Source organism: Pseudomonadaceae bacterium SI-3, from assembly GCA_004010935.1.
Lineage (GTDB): Bacteria > Pseudomonadota > Gammaproteobacteria > Pseudomonadales > Pseudomonadaceae > Stutzerimonas.
The window spans coordinates 177,798-195,254 of sequence record CP026511.1 but is presented as its reverse complement, the minus strand read 5'-3'; the positions used below and the strand labels follow the sequence as shown (position 1 = coordinate 195,254).

The 17,457-nt window shown below is 62.0% G+C and carries 16 protein-coding genes; 10 read left to right on the top strand and 6 right to left on the bottom strand.

Features of this window, described 5'->3' with window-relative positions:
- The first annotated feature begins 379 nt into the window (after window positions 1-379).
- From C1896_00940 to C1896_00910, 7 genes are all read left to right on the top strand, one after another.
- Window positions 380-1,219 (top strand): hypothetical protein, encoded by an 840-nt coding sequence (locus C1896_00940; GenBank protein AZZ43616.1) that lies wholly within the window; start codon window positions 380-382, stop codon window positions 1,217-1,219.
- Complete coding sequence (gene fliN, locus C1896_00935; GenBank protein ID AZZ43615.1) at window positions 1,216-1,587, top strand: flagellar motor switch protein FliN; 372 nt, start codon at window positions 1,216-1,218, stop codon at window positions 1,585-1,587. Before C1896_00940 ends, fliN begins: the two co-directional genes overlap by 4 nt.
- Window positions 1,584-2,339, top strand: coding sequence for a flagellar biosynthetic protein FliP (gene fliP / locus C1896_00930; protein AZZ43614.1), 756 nt, complete (start codon window positions 1,584-1,586; stop codon window positions 2,337-2,339). The genes fliN and fliP overlap by 4 nt, the downstream gene beginning before the upstream one ends.
- A 955-nt stretch (window positions 2,340-3,294) precedes the next feature.
- Complete coding sequence (locus tag C1896_00925; protein AZZ43613.1) at window positions 3,295-3,567, top strand: flagellar type III secretion system protein FliQ; 273 nt, start codon at window positions 3,295-3,297, stop codon at window positions 3,565-3,567.
- 20 nt (window positions 3,568-3,587) lie between these two features.
- Window positions 3,588-4,367 (top strand): flagellar biosynthetic protein FliR, encoded by a 780-nt coding sequence (gene fliR, locus C1896_00920; GenBank protein AZZ47468.1) that lies wholly within the window; start codon window positions 3,588-3,590, stop codon window positions 4,365-4,367.
- Window positions 4,360-5,499, top strand: coding sequence for a flagellar type III secretion system protein FlhB (locus tag C1896_00915; GenBank protein ID AZZ43612.1), 1,140 nt, complete (start codon window positions 4,360-4,362; stop codon window positions 5,497-5,499). Before fliR ends, C1896_00915 begins: the two co-directional genes overlap by 8 nt.
- A complete protein-coding gene (locus C1896_00910; GenBank protein AZZ43611.1) occupies window positions 5,496-7,592 on the top strand; it encodes a flagellar biosynthesis protein FlhA in 2,097 nt (698 codons plus the stop codon). Before C1896_00915 ends, C1896_00910 begins: the two co-directional genes overlap by 4 nt.
- Before the next feature lie 659 nt (window positions 7,593-8,251).
- Here C1896_00910 and C1896_00905 read toward each other — a convergent pair.
- Window positions 8,252-8,947 (bottom strand): carboxymethylenebutenolidase, encoded by a 696-nt coding sequence (locus C1896_00905; protein AZZ43610.1) that lies wholly within the window; start codon window positions 8,945-8,947, stop codon window positions 8,252-8,254.
- Between the two features lie 479 nt (window positions 8,948-9,426).
- On the opposite strand from C1896_00905, the gene C1896_00900 reads away from it, so the two are divergent.
- Complete coding sequence (locus tag C1896_00900) at window positions 9,427-10,743, top strand: MFS transporter (protein ID AZZ43609.1); 1,317 nt, start codon at window positions 9,427-9,429, stop codon at window positions 10,741-10,743.
- Here the strand turns inward: C1896_00900 and C1896_00895 are convergent.
- Entirely contained in the window at window positions 10,740-11,075 is a 336-nt protein-coding gene (locus C1896_00895; GenBank protein ID AZZ43608.1) for a PilZ domain-containing protein, read from the bottom strand. The two genes, C1896_00900 and C1896_00895, sit on opposite strands and share 4 nt — an antisense overlap.
- A 176-nt stretch (window positions 11,076-11,251) precedes the next feature.
- Window positions 11,252-11,470, bottom strand: a complete 219-nt coding sequence (locus C1896_00890) for a hypothetical protein (protein AZZ43607.1) — start codon at window positions 11,468-11,470, stop codon at window positions 11,252-11,254.
- A 189-nt stretch (window positions 11,471-11,659) separates the two neighbouring features.
- Between C1896_00890 and C1896_00885 the strand changes: the two genes are divergently transcribed.
- Window positions 11,660-13,108, top strand: coding sequence for a hypothetical protein (locus C1896_00885; protein ID AZZ43606.1), 1,449 nt, complete (start codon window positions 11,660-11,662; stop codon window positions 13,106-13,108).
- Window positions 13,109-13,132: 24 nt separating this feature from the next.
- Window positions 13,133-14,080 (top strand): SAM-dependent methyltransferase, encoded by a 948-nt coding sequence (locus C1896_00880; protein AZZ43605.1) that lies wholly within the window; start codon window positions 13,133-13,135, stop codon window positions 14,078-14,080.
- 98 nt (window positions 14,081-14,178) lie between these two features.
- Here the strand turns inward: C1896_00880 and C1896_00875 are convergent, their stop codons facing one another.
- The 3 genes from C1896_00875 to C1896_00865 form a co-directional block, all read right to left on the bottom strand.
- Window positions 14,179-15,111 carry a transporter gene (locus C1896_00875; GenBank protein AZZ43604.1) on the bottom strand — a complete coding sequence of 311 codons (933 nt, stop codon included), beginning with the start codon at window positions 15,109-15,111 and terminating at the stop codon, window positions 14,179-14,181.
- Window positions 15,112-15,654: 543 nt separating this feature from the next.
- Window positions 15,655-16,179, bottom strand: a complete 525-nt coding sequence (locus C1896_00870) for a transcriptional regulator (protein AZZ43603.1) — start codon at window positions 16,177-16,179, stop codon at window positions 15,655-15,657.
- Between the two features lie 71 nt (window positions 16,180-16,250).
- Complete coding sequence (locus C1896_00865; GenBank protein AZZ43602.1) at window positions 16,251-17,423, bottom strand: glutathione-dependent formaldehyde dehydrogenase; 1,173 nt, start codon at window positions 17,421-17,423, stop codon at window positions 16,251-16,253.
- Between the last annotated feature and the right edge of the window lie 34 nt (window positions 17,424-17,457).

Here is a 17,457-nt window from a genome sequence, read left to right as displayed (position 1 = left end):
GCACAACGCCGGATTCGCTGAAAAATTTATTTAAGTCTTTCGGAACTTTTGTCGCCCTGTCTGTCCAACTCGCCGAACGAGACAGGTAACTGCAGCCGACCACTCCGAAACAATTGCGCGCACGCTAACAAGCCCGCCCGGAACTGCCCAATCAGTTCCGCTAAATTAAAATCAAATGCTCATCAGTGATCTCAAAAAAGATCAATTGATACCTATTGATTTAATTCTTCCTCGCGCCCAAGCCTAGACTGGCGGCACGCTAGAGCCGTGCCCGTGACCTCAGGCATTGCACACCCGCCCTGGCCAAACCTTCTTCTGCTTATACCCGCGCGACAGGCCTTCGCCAGCCGAGCAAGAACCAGGAACTACCGTTCACAACATGTCTGGCAATTCAAAAGTCCACCATGGCGTGCCCGCCCAAAGCCTGACTGTATTGAAACCGCAGAAGCTTGGCCGGCATCACCACAAGATTCCTCAGTTCATCAAGGAAACCACCAACAAGAACCCTCGTTTGATCGGCGACTACTTCTTGCGCAATTACCGGATCAGCCTCGAGCTGAGCAAGGTCGATGTTCAGGAACCGGCAGATAACGCACCAGAATGCATCTACCGTTCGCCAATGGGAAAAGTTGGTTTTTCAATTGACCGGGCCCTGCTCACCGAGGCACTCGAGTGCTATTACGGCGGAACAATCGTGCCCAGTCAGGAAGCACCGCCGATCAGCACTTCCGAACAACGGATGCGTGATCGCCTGGGCTTGGATCTGACTTATATTTTTGCGCGCTCTATATTATCCGGCGACACATTCGGCGCACTTGAGCGCTACGAAAACGATTACGAAGAAACCACCTGGGAATATGTCGCTGAGTTCGAATACATCAGCCACCTGACCAATAGCCGCTCATCGATTTTTATTCATTTGGACACCGATCTGGTCGATGACCTGACCAGTCGCCTGGCCGGCCCGTTGCCTGCTCGGCTGACCGGCAATCCGGTCGATCACATCAAGCACCTGCCGGTACGCCTGGATTGCGTGGTCGCCTCGGTGCAGATGCCGCTGTCGCAGGTGCTTGCCCTGCAGCTCAACGACATTCTCATGGTGCGCCCGCTGGACCGCTACGAAGTGCGCATCAACCAGCAGAAGCTCTATCGGGGGACTGTCTTCGAAGAAGACGGCGCCTTGTTCCTCACTTCACTTGAAAGCGTGAAATCCCAATGACCGGTCAACTGTCCGACAACGAATTCGAGAACCTCATCAACGAGGGCGACCTGAGCCTCGACGGCACCGACGAGCCAGCCGCCGCGCCCGCTCCCCAGCCCCAGGCACCACGCCAGGACCTGAGCTTCTTCGGCAAGATCCCAGTGAACGTCACCCTGGAAGTGGCCTCGGCAGAGATTTCGCTGAAAGAACTGATGGAGTGCGACACCAGCAGCGTCATCGTGCTCGACAAGGTGGCCGGCGAGCCGCTGGACGTGAAGGTCAACGGCACCCTGTTCGCCAAGGCCGAAGTGGTGGTGATGAACGGCAGCTACGGCCTGCGTATCGTCGAACTGTCCGGCGTCGGCCTGGATGCGCTGACGCAATGAAGCTGCGCCACGGGCTGTCGCTGCTGTGTCTGCTGCTGGCCGGCCTGTTCCCGCTGGTGGCGCAGGCTGCCGGTGGCGAGATCACGTTGTTCAACCTGAACGATACCGAGAACGGCCAGGAATTCAGCATCAAGCTGCAGATCTTGATCATCATGACGCTGCTCGGCTTTCTGCCGGCGATGCTGATGATGATGACCTGCTTCACCCGCTTCATCATCGTGCTGGCCATCCTGCGCCAGGCCATCGGCCTGCAACAGAGCCCGCCGAACCAGGTGCTGATCGGCATTGCACTGATCGTCACCCTGCTGGTGATGCGCCCGGTCTGGCAGGAAATCCACAGCGCCGCCTTCGAGCCCTTCCAGAACGACGATATCAGCCTGGAGCAGGCGCTCGACGTGTCCAAAACCAGCCTCTCGGCGTTCATGCTGGCGCAGACCAACAAGACCTCGCTGGAAACCATGGTGTCGCTGGCCGGCGAAGAAGTGCCGGAGAATCTCGATGATCTGGACTTCTCCCTGCTGTTGCCGGCGTTCGTGCTCAGCGAGCTGAAGACGGCCTTTCAGCTCGGCTTCATGATCTTCGTGCCGTTTCTGGTAATCGACCTTGTTGTCGCCAGCGTGCTGATGGCGATGGGCATGATGATGCTGTCGCCGATGATGATCTCGTTGCCATTCAAGCTGATGGTGTTTGTGTTGGTGGATGGGTGGGCGTTGTTGATGGGTACGCTGACCACCAGTATTCAGCCGTTTTAGGGGGCGTTGAGATGACTCATCGCCCCTTCACTGCCGTTATCGCTTTTCGTAGCGAGCTTGCTCGCGATCCGGCAGCGTTGGCGCAACCTGCTAACGAAGGCGCCGCTCTACTGGTGGCCCTAGTCTCAGGTTTCGCCCTGCTGGGCGAGTCACTTTTTCCAAACGCCGAAAAAGTAACCAAAAACGCTTGCCCCTACATCCGGGTCTCGCTTCGCTCGACTTCCCTCATTCCATCCGCGCTCCGGGGGCCGGCGTACAAGGGCCATCCCTGGCCCTTTACGCCTCTCGCGGCATCCATGCCGCTCGCTCCCCTCCGCGCGGATTCCATTCGGCCTCCTGAAAGGGGCGTTCGGCGTCGTCTGGGAGGTCGTGCAATGGAAAAGCAGAAAGCCGTGTCGAGCCAGGATCACTTAATCAATGACCGTCAAAAGTTCGTAGGGTGGAAAACTGCGGAGCATTTTCCACCGAAACTGGCACTGGAATCGTCAGCGCCCAACCTTTCCGAAAACCGGTGGGTAAGCTTCGCGTTACCCACCCTACGTTTAGGTCCTACTTCCGCTTCGTTGCACAGGCCATCAGACGCCATCGAATCGCCCCTTTCAGAAGGCCGAGCGCAGGTGGCGTGGAAGGGATTGAGCGGCATGGATGCCGCGAGAGCGGCGTTGGGTCGGGGCCGCCATCGGCATGGATGGCCCGTCGCCGCGGGCCCCTGGAACGTCACCGGAGCGAGGGAAGTCGAGCGCAGCGAACCGGGGACGCCTAGTCCGGTGCAGGGGCAAGACCTTTTTGTTCCTTTGGGCGGGGCCGGCCATCCGGCAACTGCCAAAAGGGACTCGCCCAGCAGGGCGAAACCACTGCCTCAGCCAACCACAACAAAGAGCCATTACACTCGAGGCCAAAGCCACTACCGGCTCGCCGCGACCTGTAGCGGCTGTATCACCTCCCAGGTGCTCCCATGCTGACCCCCGACACCGCCGTCAACATCATCTCCAACGCCATCCACGTCATCGTACTGGTGGTCTGCGTATTGGTGGTGCCGAGCCTCCTCGGCGGGCTGCTGGTGAGCATTTTCCAGGCCGCCACTCAGATCAACGAACAGATGCTCAGCTTTCTGCCGCGCCTGCTGATCACCCTCGGCATGCTGGTGTTCGCCGGGCATTGGATCCTGCGCACCTTCAGCGACCTGTTCATCGAAACCTTCACCCAAGCCGGGCGGCTGGTCGGTTAGCCATGGGCAACGAACCCATCATGCAGGTCGGTCAATACCTGCAATCCTTGCTGGGCTACTGGTGGCCGTTCTGCCGGATCATGGCGGTGTTCAGCCTGGCGCCGATGTTCAGCCACAAGTCGCTGAGCATCCGCGCACGGGTGCTGCTGGCGATTGCCCTGACGGTGGTGCTCACCGCCGCCCTGCCGCCCACAGCGCCCATCGACCCGCTGTCCATGAAGGGCATTCTCACCGCGCTGGAGCAAATCGCCATGGGTTTGCTGCTGGGCGTGGCGCTGATGTTGGTGTTCACGGTATTCACCCTGATCGGCGACATCGTCTCGACCCAGCTGGGGCTGTCCATGGCGGTGTTCAACGACCCCATGAACGGTGTGTCGTCGGCCTCGATCGTTTATCAGCTGTATTTCATCCTGCTGGCGCTGCTGTTCTTCGCCACTGACGGCCACCTGGTGATCGTCACCATCATCTATCAGAGCTTCATCTTCTGGCCGATCGGCAGCGGCATCCATTTCGACGGCCTGCAGACCATCGCGATGTCGCTGAGCTGGGTCATTTCCGCCGCCCTGCTGATCGCGCTACCCATCGTCTTCTGCATGACGCTGGTGCAGTTCTGCTTTGGCCTGCTCAACCGAATCTCGCCAGCGATGAACCTGTTCTCTCTGGGCTTTCCCATGGCGATCATCGCCGGACTGATCCTGATTTTCCTGACCCTGCCAAACCTGTCGGAAGCCTACCTGCACCTGACGCGCGAGCTGCTGGGCAACATCGGCGAGATCTTGCGGAGCGGCCGCGATGTCTGAGCAGAACAGCAGCCAGGAAAAAACCGAAGAGGCCTCCGAGCAGAAACTCAAGAAGAGTCGCGACGATGGCCAGGTCACCCGCTCCAAGGACGTCGCCACCACCGTCTCGCTGCTGGCCACGCTGCTGGTGCTCAAATTCAGCCTGGGCTTTTTTTTCGACGGTCTGCAGCAGGCGTTCAGTTACTCGTACATCGACTTTCACAAGAGCGAAATCACCGTCGATGATCTGCAGCTGATCCTCACCCACAACCTGCTGGTGTTCATCAGCGTGCTGCTGCCGTTGCTGGTCACGCCGATCTTGGTCATCGCCTTCGCCCTGGTGCCGGGCGGCTGGGTGTTCGCCTCGAAGAATTTCTCCCCCCAGTTCAGCAAACTCAACCCCATTACCGGCCTGGGCCGGATGGTGGGCGCGCAGAACTGGACCGAACTGCTCAAGTCGCTGCTGAAGATCGCCACCCTGCTGGGCATCGCCGTCGGCCAGCTGTATTACGCCGCGCCCAAGCTGATCGCCTTGCAGCGCAGCGACATCACCAATGCCATCAGCAGCGCGTTCTCGCTGACCTTCGATCTGGCGATTTCGCTGCTGCTGGTATTCGTGCTGTTCTCGTTCATCGACATCCCGCTGCAGCGCTTCTTCTTTCTGAAAAAGATGCGCATGACCAAGCAGGAGCGCAAGGAAGAGCACAAGAACCAGGAAGGCCGGCCCGAGGTAAAGGCGCGGATCAAGCAGCTGCAGCGCCAGCTGGCCCAACGGCAGATCAGCCGAGTGATCAAGGACGCCGACGTGGTGATCGTCAACCCGACGCATTACGCCGTGGCGCTCAAGTACGACCCGAAGAAGGCCGAAACACCTTTCGTCATCGCCCGTGGTGTCGATGAAACGGCGTTGTACATCCGCAAGCTGGCCCAGGCCAACAACCTGGAGGTGGTCGAGCTGCCACCACTGGCACGGGCGATCTACTTCAGTACCCAGGTCAACCAGCAGATCCCGGCGCCGCTCTACACCGCGGTGGCCCATGTGCTGACCTACATCCTCCAGCTCAAGGCCTGGAAGCAGGGTCGCCGGGCCAAGCCCAAGCTGGCGAGTGACATCCATATTCCCGAAGAACTGTTCAACCGAGCCCGATCATGAATTTGATTCAGAAACTGACGCCGACCTTCAGCAGCGGACGGATTGGGATCCCGCTGATCATCCTGTCGATCCTGGCGATGATCATCCTGCCGCTGCCACCGCAGCTGCTGGACGTGCTGTTCACCTTCAACATCGCCATGTCGATTCTGGTGTTGCTGGTCAGCGTGTCGTCGAAAAGTCCGCTGGATTTCTCGCTGTTCCCGACGGTGATCCTGATCACCACGCTGATGCGCCTGACGCTCAACGTCGCCTCGACGCGGGTGGTGCTGCTCGAAGGTCATACCGGCACAGGCGCCGCGGGCAAGGTGATCGAAGCCTTCGGTGAGGTCGTCATCGGCGGCAACTTCATCGTCGGTCTGGTGGTGTTCATCATCCTGATGATCATCAACTTCATTGTCATCACCAAGGGCGGCGAGCGGATCTCGGAAGTGACTGCGCGCTTCACCCTGGACGCCCTGCCGGGCAAGCAGATGGCCATCGACGCCGACCTCAACGCGGGTCTGCTGACCAACGAAGAAGCCAAGGCCCGGCGCCAGGAAGTAGCCAAGGAAGCCGACTTCTACGGTGCAATGGACGGCGCCTCGAAGTTCGTTCGCGGTGACGCCATCGCCGGCATTCTGATCCTGCTGATCAACCTGTTCGGCGGCTTCGCCATCGGTGTTTTCGTTCATGAATTGGCCGCGGGCGAAGCCTTCAGGCAGTACGCCCTGCTGACCATCGGTGACGGCCTGGTCGCGCAGATTCCGGCGCTGCTGTTGTCCACCGCGGCGGCGATCATCGTCACCCGCATCAACGAATCCAGCGACATCACCAGCCAGGTTCAGCGCCAGCTGCTGGCCAATCCAGCGTCGCTGTACACGGTGGCCGGCATCCTGTTCGTGCTCGGCCTGGTGCCGGGCATGCCGCACCTGGCGTTCATCGGCTTTGCCGCGCTGATCGGCTTCATCGGCTGGCGTGTGTCGCTGCACGAGCCGCCAGCCGCCGGTGCCGATCTGAAGGAAATCCAGGCCATCGGCCAGGCGATGGACAAGGAAAAGGCCCAATCGCTGGCCTGGGAAGACATTCCGCTGGTCGAGCGGCTGTCGATTTCGCTGGGCTATAAGCTGGTCGGGCTGGTCAACGAAGCCTCCGGGGCGCCGTTGCCAGCGCGGGTACGCGGCGTGCGCCAGACCCTTTCCGAACACCTGGGCTTTTTGCTGCCAGAAGTGCAGATCCGCGACAGCTTGCGGCTCAAGGCGTCGCAATATGACATCTACATCAACGGCGAGAAGATCGACGGCGCCGAACTGCACGCCGATCGCCTGATGGCGATTCCGTCGCCGGAACTCTACGGCGAAATCGACGGCATCCTCGGCACCGACCCGGCCTATCGCATGCAGGTGGTTTGGATTCAGCCGTCGGACAAATCCCGCGCGCTGAACCTTGGCTATCAGGTCATCGATTGCGCCAGCGTGGTCGCTACGCACCTGAACAAGGTGGTCCGTGAACACCTGCCGGACCTGTTCAAGCACGACGACGTCGAGCACCTGATGCAGCGCTTGACGCTGCAGGCGCCGAAGCTGGCAGAAAGCCTGAAGAATGCGCTGAGCTATACGCAACAGATGCGCGTCTATCGCCAGCTGCTGCTGGAGGAAGTGCCGCTGCGCGATATCGAAACCATCGCCAGCACCCTGCTCGAATGCAGCGAAACCACCAAGGACCCGGTGCTGCTGGCGGCGGACGTACGCTACGCATTGCGCCGCAGCATCGTTTCGATGATTGCTGGTGATCGCCGCGAACTGGCGGTGTTCGTGCTGGAAAATGCACTGGAAAACACCCTGCTCAATGCGCTGGCGATCGCCCAGCAAGCCGGTCAGGTGAGCCTGGACAACATTCCGGTGGAGCCGAGCCTGCTCAACCAACTGCAGAACAGCATGCCCGTGGTGAAGGAGAAGCTGCGCAAGGACGGCCACCCGCCGATCCTTACCGTGATGCCGCAGCTGCGTCCGTTGCTGTCACGCTACGCGCGGGTGTTCAGCCCTGGCCTGCACGTGCTGTCGCAGAACGAAATTCCGGATCGGGTCGGGGTGAACATTCTCGGCACGCTGGGTTAACCAGTCGCAGACCTTGGCGCGCCGTGAGACGGCCAAGGGCGCCCAGTTTCGTGCTGCCTGTCAGAGCCCTGCCCGAACGACCAGGATCGCCAGCAAGCTGGCTCCTACGGGTGCGGAAAGGCGCTCCCGCTAACTGTCCGTGCGGGCTGCTTATGTAGGAGCGACCTTGGTCGCGATCAAGGATCCGTCGTGGCTACTCGCATGCAGACCAAGGATCGCCAGCAAGCTGGCTCCTACAAGTGCGGAAAGGCGCTCCCGCTCACTGTCCGTGCGGGTTTCTCGTGATGCCGCAGCTGCGTCCGCTGCTGTCGCGCTACGCACGGGTGTTCAGCCCGGGCCTGCACGTGCTGTCGCAGAAAGAAATTCCGGATCGGGTCGGCGTGAACATTCTCGGGACGCTGGGTTAACCAGTCGCAGTCCTTGGCCCGCCGTGAGACGGCCAAGGGCGCCCAGTTTCGTGCTGCCTGTCAGCGCCCTGCCCGAACGACCAAGGATCGCCAGCAAGCTGGCTCCTACGGGTGCGGAACGGCGCAACCGTTCGCCCCGAGCGAGCTGCTTATGTAGGAGCGAGCTTGCTCGCGATCACGGGCCCTTCGTGGCTGCAGACTGCCAGCAGAGCGTGTGCCTACAGCCCTCAGGGCACGGCCCGCTTGGATTGCTTACAGGTTCTCGGCCAGGAACACCAAGCTCCGCCCATGGGCCAGCGCCGCAGCGTTCTGGTTGTACATGGGCCGTGCCCAGCAGTTGAAGCCGTGGTCGACGCCCGGATAGGTCTCGATCTGCGCCTGACCGACCTGGGCCATCTTTTCCTGCACGGCGGCCACCGCGTCACTATCGATGTGGTCGTCTTCTTCGGCGAAGTGGAACAGCGTCGGGCAGGTAATCCGCTCGGCATGGTCCAGGCGTTTCTCGATGCTGCCGGGGTAGTAGCAGACTGCAGCATCGACGCCCGCATTGGCTGCGCTCAGAAACGACAGCACGCCGCCCATGCAATAGCCCACCGACGCCACGCGGCCGTTGCAGTCATCGCGCCCGCGCAGCAGCTCGACGCTGCGCCGTAGGTCGTCGATCGCCAGATCGAAATCCAGCGCCTGCATCAGCGAGAAGGCCTGCTCCCAGTCCTCCTCGCCATAACCGAGCTGGACGCCCGGTTCGCTGCGCCAGAACAGGTCCGGGGCCACTACAACGTAGCCATCGGACGCGTACTGATCGGCGACCGACTGGATGTGTTCGTTCACACCGAAGATTTCCTGAATCAGCACGATGCCGGGGCCATGGCCGGCCGGCGGCAGTGCCAGGTAGCCCTTGAAGGTCTTGCCGTCTTGCGCGGGAATGTCGATCCACTGTGAAGTCATGCCTGTCTCCGTTGGGTTGCGAGTTGCCGGACAATTTCAGGCGCACCGAAGAGCACCGGTCGAACAGGTGCGACAGGTGCAGACGGGGCGAGTTCGCGCCGGCTCACTCGTCATAAGCGGGTCGGGCCCGAAGCAGCAACCAGCCTCCGGCGCCGGCCCGATCCGGCCGCACGCTTGGCCATGCTCGGATTGGTAGTGGCATCACCGGTCTTCTTTTGGAACAGCAGACGCAGCTGAAACAGGGTCGGCTCGCACCGGCGAGTGGGCAAGATGTCGAGGGTGGGACAGAGAGGGGTATCGACACTGTCTGGGCAGTTATGCAGTTGCTGCTGTGCAGCTCCGTCAAGTCCGCCTGTCATCACGGCAGAGCGACGAGGAACATTCCGCCGCGCGCCTTGGGTCAGAGGTTCTGACTCGACAGCCCGGCTCCATTAACATGCCGGGCTTGCTTCGACACCCGACCAACACGGAGAAGACCGATGCCTCAGGCGCCCGCGCCAGATGCTCACGCCCTTAGCGGCGAGCCGAACAACCCGCGTCTTTATCGAAAGATCGCCTGGCGGTTGATTCCGTTTCTGTGCTTCTGCTACCTGGCCGCCTACCTGGACCGCATCAATGTCGGCTTCGCCAAGCTGCAGATGGCCGAGCAGCTGCAGCTCAGCGAGGCGGCGTTCGGCCTGGGTGCGGGCCTGTTCTTCGTCGGTTATATCCTCTTCGAAGTGCCCAGCAACCTGATCCTCAAGCGTGTCGGCGCGCGGGTCTGGATCGCGCGGATCATGATCACCTGGGGCGTGCTGTCGGCCTGCACCATGCTGGTCACCACGCCGGCGCAGTTCTACGTGGTGCGCCTGCTGCTGGGCGTCGCCGAAGCGGGCTTTCTACCGGGCGTGCTCTATTACCTGACGTTGTGGTTCCCGACCTATCGCCGAGGGCGGATCATCGCGCTATTCATGATCGGCCTGCCGCTATCGAGCGTGATCGGCGCGCCCTTGTCCGGCTGGATTCTCGGGGCATTCGATCAGGTGCAGGGCCTGCGTGGCTGGCAATGGCTGTTCCTGCTCGAAGGCATCCCCAGCGTGCTGCTCGGACTGCTGGCGCTGCGCCTGCTGCCCGACGGCCCAAAGCGCGCCGGCTGGCTGGACATCACCGAGCAGGGTCAGGTGCTGCGCGACCTGGCCGTCGACGAGGCGCAGAGCCCGGCCAGCGGCGAAACTTTTCGTCAGGGCTTCTTCAACCTCAAGGTGTGGATGCTCGGTGGCATCGATTTCGCGATCCTGCTGAGCGCCTATGCGCTGGGCTTCTGGATGCCGACCTTTATCCGCAATGCCGGTGTCAGTGATGTTTCAGAGATTGGCCTGCTGACTGCAGTGCCCAGCATTGCCGCGGTGATTGGCATGCTGGTGCTCGGCGCCAGTTCCGACCGCTTCCGCGAGCGGCGCTGGCACATCATCCTGCCGTTCTGGATCGGCGCCGCAGCCATGGCCACCAGTACCGCCTTCACCGACAACGTGATGGCAACGGTGCTGCTGTTCTCCATCGCCCAAGCGGCGATCATTGGCGCGGTTCCGGTCTTTTTCAGCCTGCCGGCCACCTTTCTCACCGGCACCGCGGCGGCAACCGGCTTTGCCCTGGCCTGCTCCCTGGCGAACATCGCCGGACTGGTCAGCAATACGTTGATCGGCGTTACGCTCGACCTCACCGGGGAAAGCGGTGCGGCACTCTGGTTTTTCGCGGCGTGTCTGGTGCTCGGCTCGCTGCTGGTGATCGCGCTGCCGGCAAAGGTGGTGAATCGCTAGTCGCGCCGCCTGGGCATCAGCTCACCAATCAGCCGGGTGTATTCATCACTCGGCCGGTCCAGGGAGAAGCCCATTTCGAAACTGTCACGGCGGGAATCCTTGCGTACCCACTGGCACAGCACCACGACCTGCACTTCACGGGTTCGATCGCCTACGGTGGGCACATGCAGGCACATTTCGTAGCAGCCGTTCACGCCCAGGGGTTGCTTCGCGACCAGGCGCAGCCCGCCCATCGACAGGTCGGCCACGTAGCCCATGGGGTCGCCGCTGAGGCGGTTGGTGACTTGAATACGGCTGAGATGGCGAAAGGTGAGTCGGCTGTGTTGGCGCATGGCGAGGCTCTGGCAGTCCTTTATTCCGCAGCACTGCAGCAGAGAGCGTGCTCCCCGGCACGACGGCATGCGGTGTACCTACTGCCTGCAAGCGACCGAAACACAGCAGAAATTAAGTGCCTATCCAGCTTTTTTTCAGCTAGCGGAGCGGGGCCAAACCTCCGCTCCGCCGTTGCTCAGCGCTCGGGGCGGTCCTGCTTGTTGCGCTTGAGCGCCTCTTCCTCACTGACATCGTCAGCCATCCCCGGCGGGACGTTGTAGGCACCGCCTGGAACGTCGTCGCGATCGCCTCCGGCGGCTTCGCCATTGCTGGTTCTGCTCGCCTGATCGACACGCTCATCGTTGCGATCGTTGATCGTTTCCAGGTTCTCTTTGCCGCGTTCGGATTGATTCATGGGACCTCCGTCTGGTTGCACATTCGGACACCGCTCGGCATCCCCATAGGTTAGGAAGACGCGCGATCGCAGAAGTTGCATGCAGTGTTGTCGAGAAGACCGGCCATTCGGCAGACACGCTGAACTAATCCGGCCTGATGACGGCCAAAAAATCATCTGGGGGTTTCCCCACTGCCACCGTGTGAATCTATGCAACTGACTCGAAGCCTGCCCGTCGACACCACGCCTGTAACCTGTGAGGTGGCAGCGCCTTCCAGGGCACTTTACTTCGCCCTGCTCGACGCTCCCGATGACGCAGCCGTGCGCAATCGCGCCGCTGACTACCTCAATGCACAGTTGGACGAAGCCTCAGCGATGCCCTGCGACCTGCCGCACGACCCAGCCGGGCTCGGGGATTGGCTGGACGCACACACGGCAAAGGTCGGCGGGCAGTATCAGGCCTACCTCGACGAACGCCGCGCCGGCGGGCCACGCCGCTACTTCACCAGCAAGGCTCATGCGCTGCATTTTCTGCGCGGCGTGGCACCGACCAAACTGGTCGATGGCGCCTGGCTCTATGGCCTGCTGCAGCGCTGGGACGATGCGCGTTTCACTTCGCTGATTCAGACCTATCTCGAGGAGCTGGGCGAAGGTCAGCCGGAAAAGAACCACGTGGTGCTTTACCGCAAGCTGCTCGCCAGCCAGGGCTGTGACGACTGGCAGACGCTGGATGACGACAACTTCGTTCAGGGGGCCATCCAGCTCGCGCTGGCTGAGCACGCCGAGCAGTTCCTGCCTGAGGTGATCGGTTTCAACCTCGGCTACGAACAGCTCCCGCTGCACCTCTTGATCAGCTCCTACGAGCTCACCGAGCTGGGCATCGACCCCTATTACTTCACCTTGCACGTGACGGTCGACAACGCCGACAACGGCCATGCGAAGAAGGCCATTCAAGGTTTGCTTGCGGCCTGGCCGCAGGTGGGCGACAGCGAAGAATTCTATCGACGAGTCATGAACGGCTATCGCCTGAATGATCTGGGTGCGAGCACGCTTTCGGTGATTTGCGGTTTTGAACCCGAGCAGGAAGTGATGCGCGTGCTGGAGAAAAAGGCCGGCGTCGGCCAGTTCGTGCATTCGGACTACTGCCGCTTCGATGGGCGTACCGTGAACCAATGGCTGGCCGAGCCGGAACAGATCCCGCAATTCATCGAGACGCTGCAGCGCCGCAGCTGGATCAAGCGTCACGAAGACCCACAGCACAGCCGATTCTGGCAGCTGATTACCGGCGAACAGGCCCCGATGTTCGGCGTGTTCAGCGCCCACGAGCAGCAACTGATTCACGACTGGATCGCTGGCGACTGGCTGGCCGAGCAGACGCCCACCCGTGGCAAGCCGCACCCGTCGCTTGCACAACGCCAGGTGCCGTTCAGCAGCCGTCGACGGACATCTACCGAGCGGCCGGCAAAGCCGGCGCTGGTGCAGCAGGGCCAGCACGTCAGCGACTTCGATCAAGAAGCCTTGCTGCTCGAGCAGCAACTGACACAGCTGCCCACACGTGAAGCACGCATGCGCCACCTGCTGCCGCTGTTGGCACCGACGCGCCATCACAGCGCGGCCGGGCTGTTGGCCACCCGCATCTTCACCGGATTATTCAATTGAGGCGAACTCGCCAGGGAATCTGAAATGCCCACGGAAACTGCCCAGGACCGCGCGCTGCTGCACCTGGCCCAGGCGCTGCGCGAGCGCGGTTATCACTTCATCACCCCCACGCCGCTGACGCACGAGCGGGTCAACGCGCGGGTGGAAAACCAGCTGGCTAAAGATCTGGAAGGTGTCTTCGGCTGGAGCCGGCCGTTCCAGCATGAGCTGCTGCCGCCGGCAATTTTCAGCCTGATGGATCAAGCCGGCGTGCTTGCCCCCAGCGACTCACGCTGGCGTAGCCGGGTGCGGATGTCGAGCCTCGACGGCCAGGTGTTCGTACACTCGGCCTACCCCACCGACGCGGCAGACGCCGTGTTTTTCGGCCCGGACACCTACCGGTTCGCCAATGCAATCCTGGCCCACCTGAACAACCACAAAGGTCATATCGGGCGAGCCGTGGACATCGGATGCGGCTCCGGTGCGGGGGCCATCCTGACGGCACTGGCACGGCCACAGGCCGAGGTGCTGGCGGTGGACATCAACCCGGCCGCGCTGCGCATGACCCGCATCAACGCAGCCCTGGCCGAAGCCGACAACCTGAAGGCCCACCATAGCGATCTGCTCAATGACATAGACGGTCAGTTCGACCTGATCCTGGCCAACCCGCCCTATCTGGTCGATCCGGACGAGCGCGCCTATCGCCACGGCGGTGGCCCCTTGGGGGCCGGGCTTTCCCTGGCGATTTTCGACAGCGCACTGGCGCGTCTCGCCCCGCGCGGCACCTTGCTGCTCTATACCGGCGTAGCGATGAAGGGCAATCAGGACCCGTTCCGCCGCGAAATCGAGCAGCGTCTCGAAGGTCACGGGCTGGAATGGCGATATCGAGAAGTCGATCCCGATGTCTTCGGTGAAGAGCTGCTCGACGGCGCCTATACCGAATGCGACCGGATTGCGGCGGTGGTGCTGGAAGTCAGCCGATCGGCGGGCTGAACGTTACCGCGTGGAAAACGCTTCGCGGTTTCCACCCTACGACCGGCCCAGACGTAGGGTAGATAACGCCGCAGGCTTATCCACGGGTACCAGGACCTTTATATGGGCAGCAGCACCAGGCAGGCCGATAGCGTGACAAGCGACCCGAGCGTCGATAGCAGCACCACGCGCGACACTCGTGACGCCTCGCGGCCGTAGAACTCAGCGAGCATGTAAGGCCCGGTGCCGGTGGGTAGTGCGCTGAGCAAGAGCGCCGAATACGCCCACAGGGTCGGCAGCTCGAACACCTGAAAGGCCAGATACCAGGTGATCAGCGGCTGCACCACCAGCTTCAACGTGACCAGCGGCCAGACACCACTCACCGTGCCACCCGGCTGCGGTTGCGCGAGGAACAACCCCAGCGAAACCAACGCGCAGGGTGCCGCCGCCGCGCCCAGCAACTTCAGCAGCGTCGCCACCGGCACCGGCAGATCCAACCCGCTCGCCGCCCATAACCCACCCAGCAGGGGCGCCACCACCAGCGGATTACGCAGCAGCGCGGCACTGACCTTTCGCAACGTCTGGTTGAAGCCCTGCCCGGCGTGCAGCCCGGTCTCCACGCACGCCAGCGCAATGGCGAACAGCACACAGACGACGATGATCGACGCCACCATGGCTGGCTGCAGCGCTTCGTCGCCCAGCACCAACATGCACAGCGGAATGCCGATGTAGCCGGTATTGGCATAGGACGCACCGAGCGCATCGAGACTGGCGTCGGCCAGCGGCTGCTTTTGCAACAGTCGATAGCCAAGCGTGAAGCCGAACACACCGAGGCAGCCCACCGAGAACGCCGTGATGAAGCCTGGTTGCCAAAGCTGCTCCCAGGTGGAATTGGCGACGACACTGAACAGCAGCGCTGGCAACCCCAGCCAGACCACGAATCGGTTCAGCTCGGAGGCGCCCGTCGGGCCCATGCGCCCGGTACGGCGACAGATGAAACCCAGCAGGATCAGAGCGAAGACTGGGAGGACGATGTTAACGACGGCGGACATGGACTCTCATTGTGTGGTGGCCGCCAGAGGGTGGTGTAGGCGGCCGGCTGCCGACCTTAGCAAAAAAATGGCTCATCGCATGCCTGAGGCGGATCGTCACTCGACTGGCAAACGGGTTGGCTGGGCGTTTCGCTTTCACAGCGATTAACCAATGGGTTGAGCGTTTGGTGGTGGACGGTTTTGCTTCGCTTATTAGCGCACGGCCTGGCAGACGACACCGGCCGTCCCTTTCATGAGGCCTAAACGCAGGTGGCACGTAGGGGTTGAGCGGCATGGATGCCGCAAGAGCAGCGATTGGTCGGGCGCCCCTAGCCATGGAGGCCCTTCGCGGCGGGCCCTGGAACGTCACCTCAGCCGGGGCCGGATGGTGGGCAAGCGTTTTTGCTCACTTTTATGGGGGCCGGCCTTCCGGCGACTGGCCAAAGTGAGTCGCCCAGCAGGACAAACCCAAGCCCTCAATCAGCCCGCTAATCGCCGTAAAAGCAAAACGCCCAACCCACACACCCAACCTCACCAAATCGGCAACCGTCGAGCACGCTCCATCTAATGCAACAAAGTCGACACCGGATACCCATTCGGCTCGGCGCGCCCTGCGGCAAACTCCGCTTCGACTCGGCCACGCATGGCATCCGCTCCCTGCGGGAAACCACTGCGGTCGCTGTAATCCCATTCCGTCACCAACTGGCCTTCGCTCGCCAGCCCCTTTGCACAGGAGATGTCCAGCGCAGTGATGCCGGCCACAGCGCCCGCTGCGATGGCAGCGTTGGCCTGCTCGGTGCCCTTCTCGATGCTCAAGCCCAGGCCGATAAGGTCCAGCGCATCGCCGCCGATGCGGCCGTAGATCCAGGGCTTGGGATCGTCACTCAGCAACAGCCCGACGCCAGTGGCGATTTCCCGCGCGCCACAGGCGCGAATCAGTCCTTCGTTGCCGGGCACGCCGAGAAAGCGCGCCAGTTTGCCGGGCATCAGCACCTCGGCCAGACCCAGCCCGATGCTGAACCAGCCGAGGCCACGGGCCAGCGTACGGGCGGAGTGGTTGGTATGGGTGACACGATGTGGAACGCTCATGAATCAGTCCCTCCTCGGGGCTTGGAGATGCAGCCGACCACGTCCCGCTAGCGAGACGCGAGGCCCGGCCCTCAGGGTTTGAGAACGACCTTGATGCAGCCGTCATGCTTGTCGCGGAAGGTCTTGTACATCTCCGGACCCTGCTCGAGGCTGACGCTGTGGGTAATGACGAAGCTGGGGTCTATCTGCCCTTCCTGAATCCGCTTGAGCAGATCATCGGTCCAGCGGTTGACGTGGGTCTGGCCCATGCGGAAGGTCAGGCCTTTGTTCATCGCCGCGCCGAATGGAATCTTGTCGATCAGCCCACCATAGACGCCGGGAATCGAGATGATGCCAGCCGGACGGCAGACATAGATCATCTCGCGCAGCACGTGAGGACGGTCGGTTTCCATCATCAGCGCCTGCTTCGCGCGGTCGTACATGGAGTCGATGGAGCGCGCCGCATGGGCCTCCATGCCCACCGAGTCGATGCACTTTTCCGGGCCCTTGCCGCGGGTCAGCTCCTTGAGGCGTTCGAGCACGCTTTCTTCATCGAAGTTGATGGTGATGGCGCCACCGGCGCGGGCCATAGACAGCCGCTCAGGCACGTTGTCGATGCAGATGACCTGCTCGGCACCCATCATGATCGCGCTGCGGATGGCGAACTGGCCGACCGGACCTGCACCCCAGACGGCCACGGTATCGGTGGGCTGGATATCGCATTGCGCCGCGGCTTGCCAGCCCGTGGGCAGGATGTCGCCGAGGAACAGCACCTGTTCGTCGGTCATGCCATCCGGCACCACGACGGGGCCGACGTCGGCATAGGGCACACGGACGAATTCGGCCTGGCCACCGGCATAGCCGCCAGTGAGGTGTGTGTAGCCATAGAGGCCGGCGGTGGTGTGGCCGAAGACCTTGTCGGCCACGTCCTTGTTGCGGTTGGTGCGCTCGCAGACGGAGAAATTGCCGCGCCGGCACTGATCGCACTCACCGCAAACGATGGTGAAGGGCACCACCACACGGTCGCCGACCTTGAGCTTCTTGTTCGCCGAGCCGACCTCCATCACTTCGCCCATGAACTCATGGCCCATGATGTCGCCGTGCTGCATGCCGGGCATGAAGCCGTCGTACAGGTGCAGGTCGGAGCCGCAGATGGCACAGGACGACACTTTGATGATGGCGTCGCGGGGGTCTTCTATCGACGGGTCGGGTACATGGTTGTCGCAGCGAATGTCGTGTTTACCGTGCCAGCGAAGGGCTCTCATTGGAAAAATCTCCAGGTTCGGTGTTCGAAAACGC

What these genes read in the sequence shown, in the direction of transcription:
- C1896_00895 (AZZ43608.1), bottom strand. Translation starts at nt 11,075, where the DNA reads ATGCGCCAACACAGCCGACTCACCTTTCGCCATCTCAGCCGTATTCAA.
- C1896_00925 (AZZ43613.1), top strand. Translation starts at nt 3,295, where the DNA reads ATGCTGACCCCCGACACCGCCGTCAACATCATCTCCAACGCCATCCAC.
- C1896_00870 (AZZ43603.1), bottom strand. Translation starts at nt 16,179, where the DNA reads ATGAGCGTTCCACATCGTGTCACCCATACCAACCACTCCGCCCGTACG.
- C1896_00940 (AZZ43616.1), top strand. Translation starts at nt 380, where the DNA reads ATGTCTGGCAATTCAAAAGTCCACCATGGCGTGCCCGCCCAAAGCCTG.
- fliR (AZZ47468.1), top strand. Translation starts at nt 3,588, where the DNA reads ATGCAGGTCGGTCAATACCTGCAATCCTTGCTGGGCTACTGGTGGCCG.
- C1896_00900 (AZZ43609.1), top strand. Translation starts at nt 9,427, where the DNA reads ATGCCTCAGGCGCCCGCGCCAGATGCTCACGCCCTTAGCGGCGAGCCG.
- C1896_00905 (AZZ43610.1), bottom strand. Translation starts at nt 8,947, where the DNA reads ATGACTTCACAGTGGATCGACATTCCCGCGCAAGACGGCAAGACCTTC.
- C1896_00880 (AZZ43605.1), top strand. Translation starts at nt 13,133, where the DNA reads ATGCCCACGGAAACTGCCCAGGACCGCGCGCTGCTGCACCTGGCCCAG.
- fliP (AZZ43614.1), top strand. Translation starts at nt 1,584, where the DNA reads ATGAAGCTGCGCCACGGGCTGTCGCTGCTGTGTCTGCTGCTGGCCGGC.
- C1896_00915 (AZZ43612.1), top strand. Translation starts at nt 4,360, where the DNA reads ATGTCTGAGCAGAACAGCAGCCAGGAAAAAACCGAAGAGGCCTCCGAG.
- C1896_00890 (AZZ43607.1), bottom strand. Translation starts at nt 11,470, where the DNA reads ATGAATCAATCCGAACGCGGCAAAGAGAACCTGGAAACGATCAACGAT.
- C1896_00910 (AZZ43611.1), top strand. Translation starts at nt 5,496, where the DNA reads ATGAATTTGATTCAGAAACTGACGCCGACCTTCAGCAGCGGACGGATT.
- C1896_00885 (AZZ43606.1), top strand. Translation starts at nt 11,660, where the DNA reads ATGCAACTGACTCGAAGCCTGCCCGTCGACACCACGCCTGTAACCTGT.
- C1896_00875 (AZZ43604.1), bottom strand. Translation starts at nt 15,111, where the DNA reads ATGTCCGCCGTCGTTAACATCGTCCTCCCAGTCTTCGCTCTGATCCTG.
- C1896_00865 (AZZ43602.1), bottom strand. Translation starts at nt 17,423, where the DNA reads ATGAGAGCCCTTCGCTGGCACGGTAAACACGACATTCGCTGCGACAAC.
- fliN (AZZ43615.1), top strand. Translation starts at nt 1,216, where the DNA reads ATGACCGGTCAACTGTCCGACAACGAATTCGAGAACCTCATCAACGAG.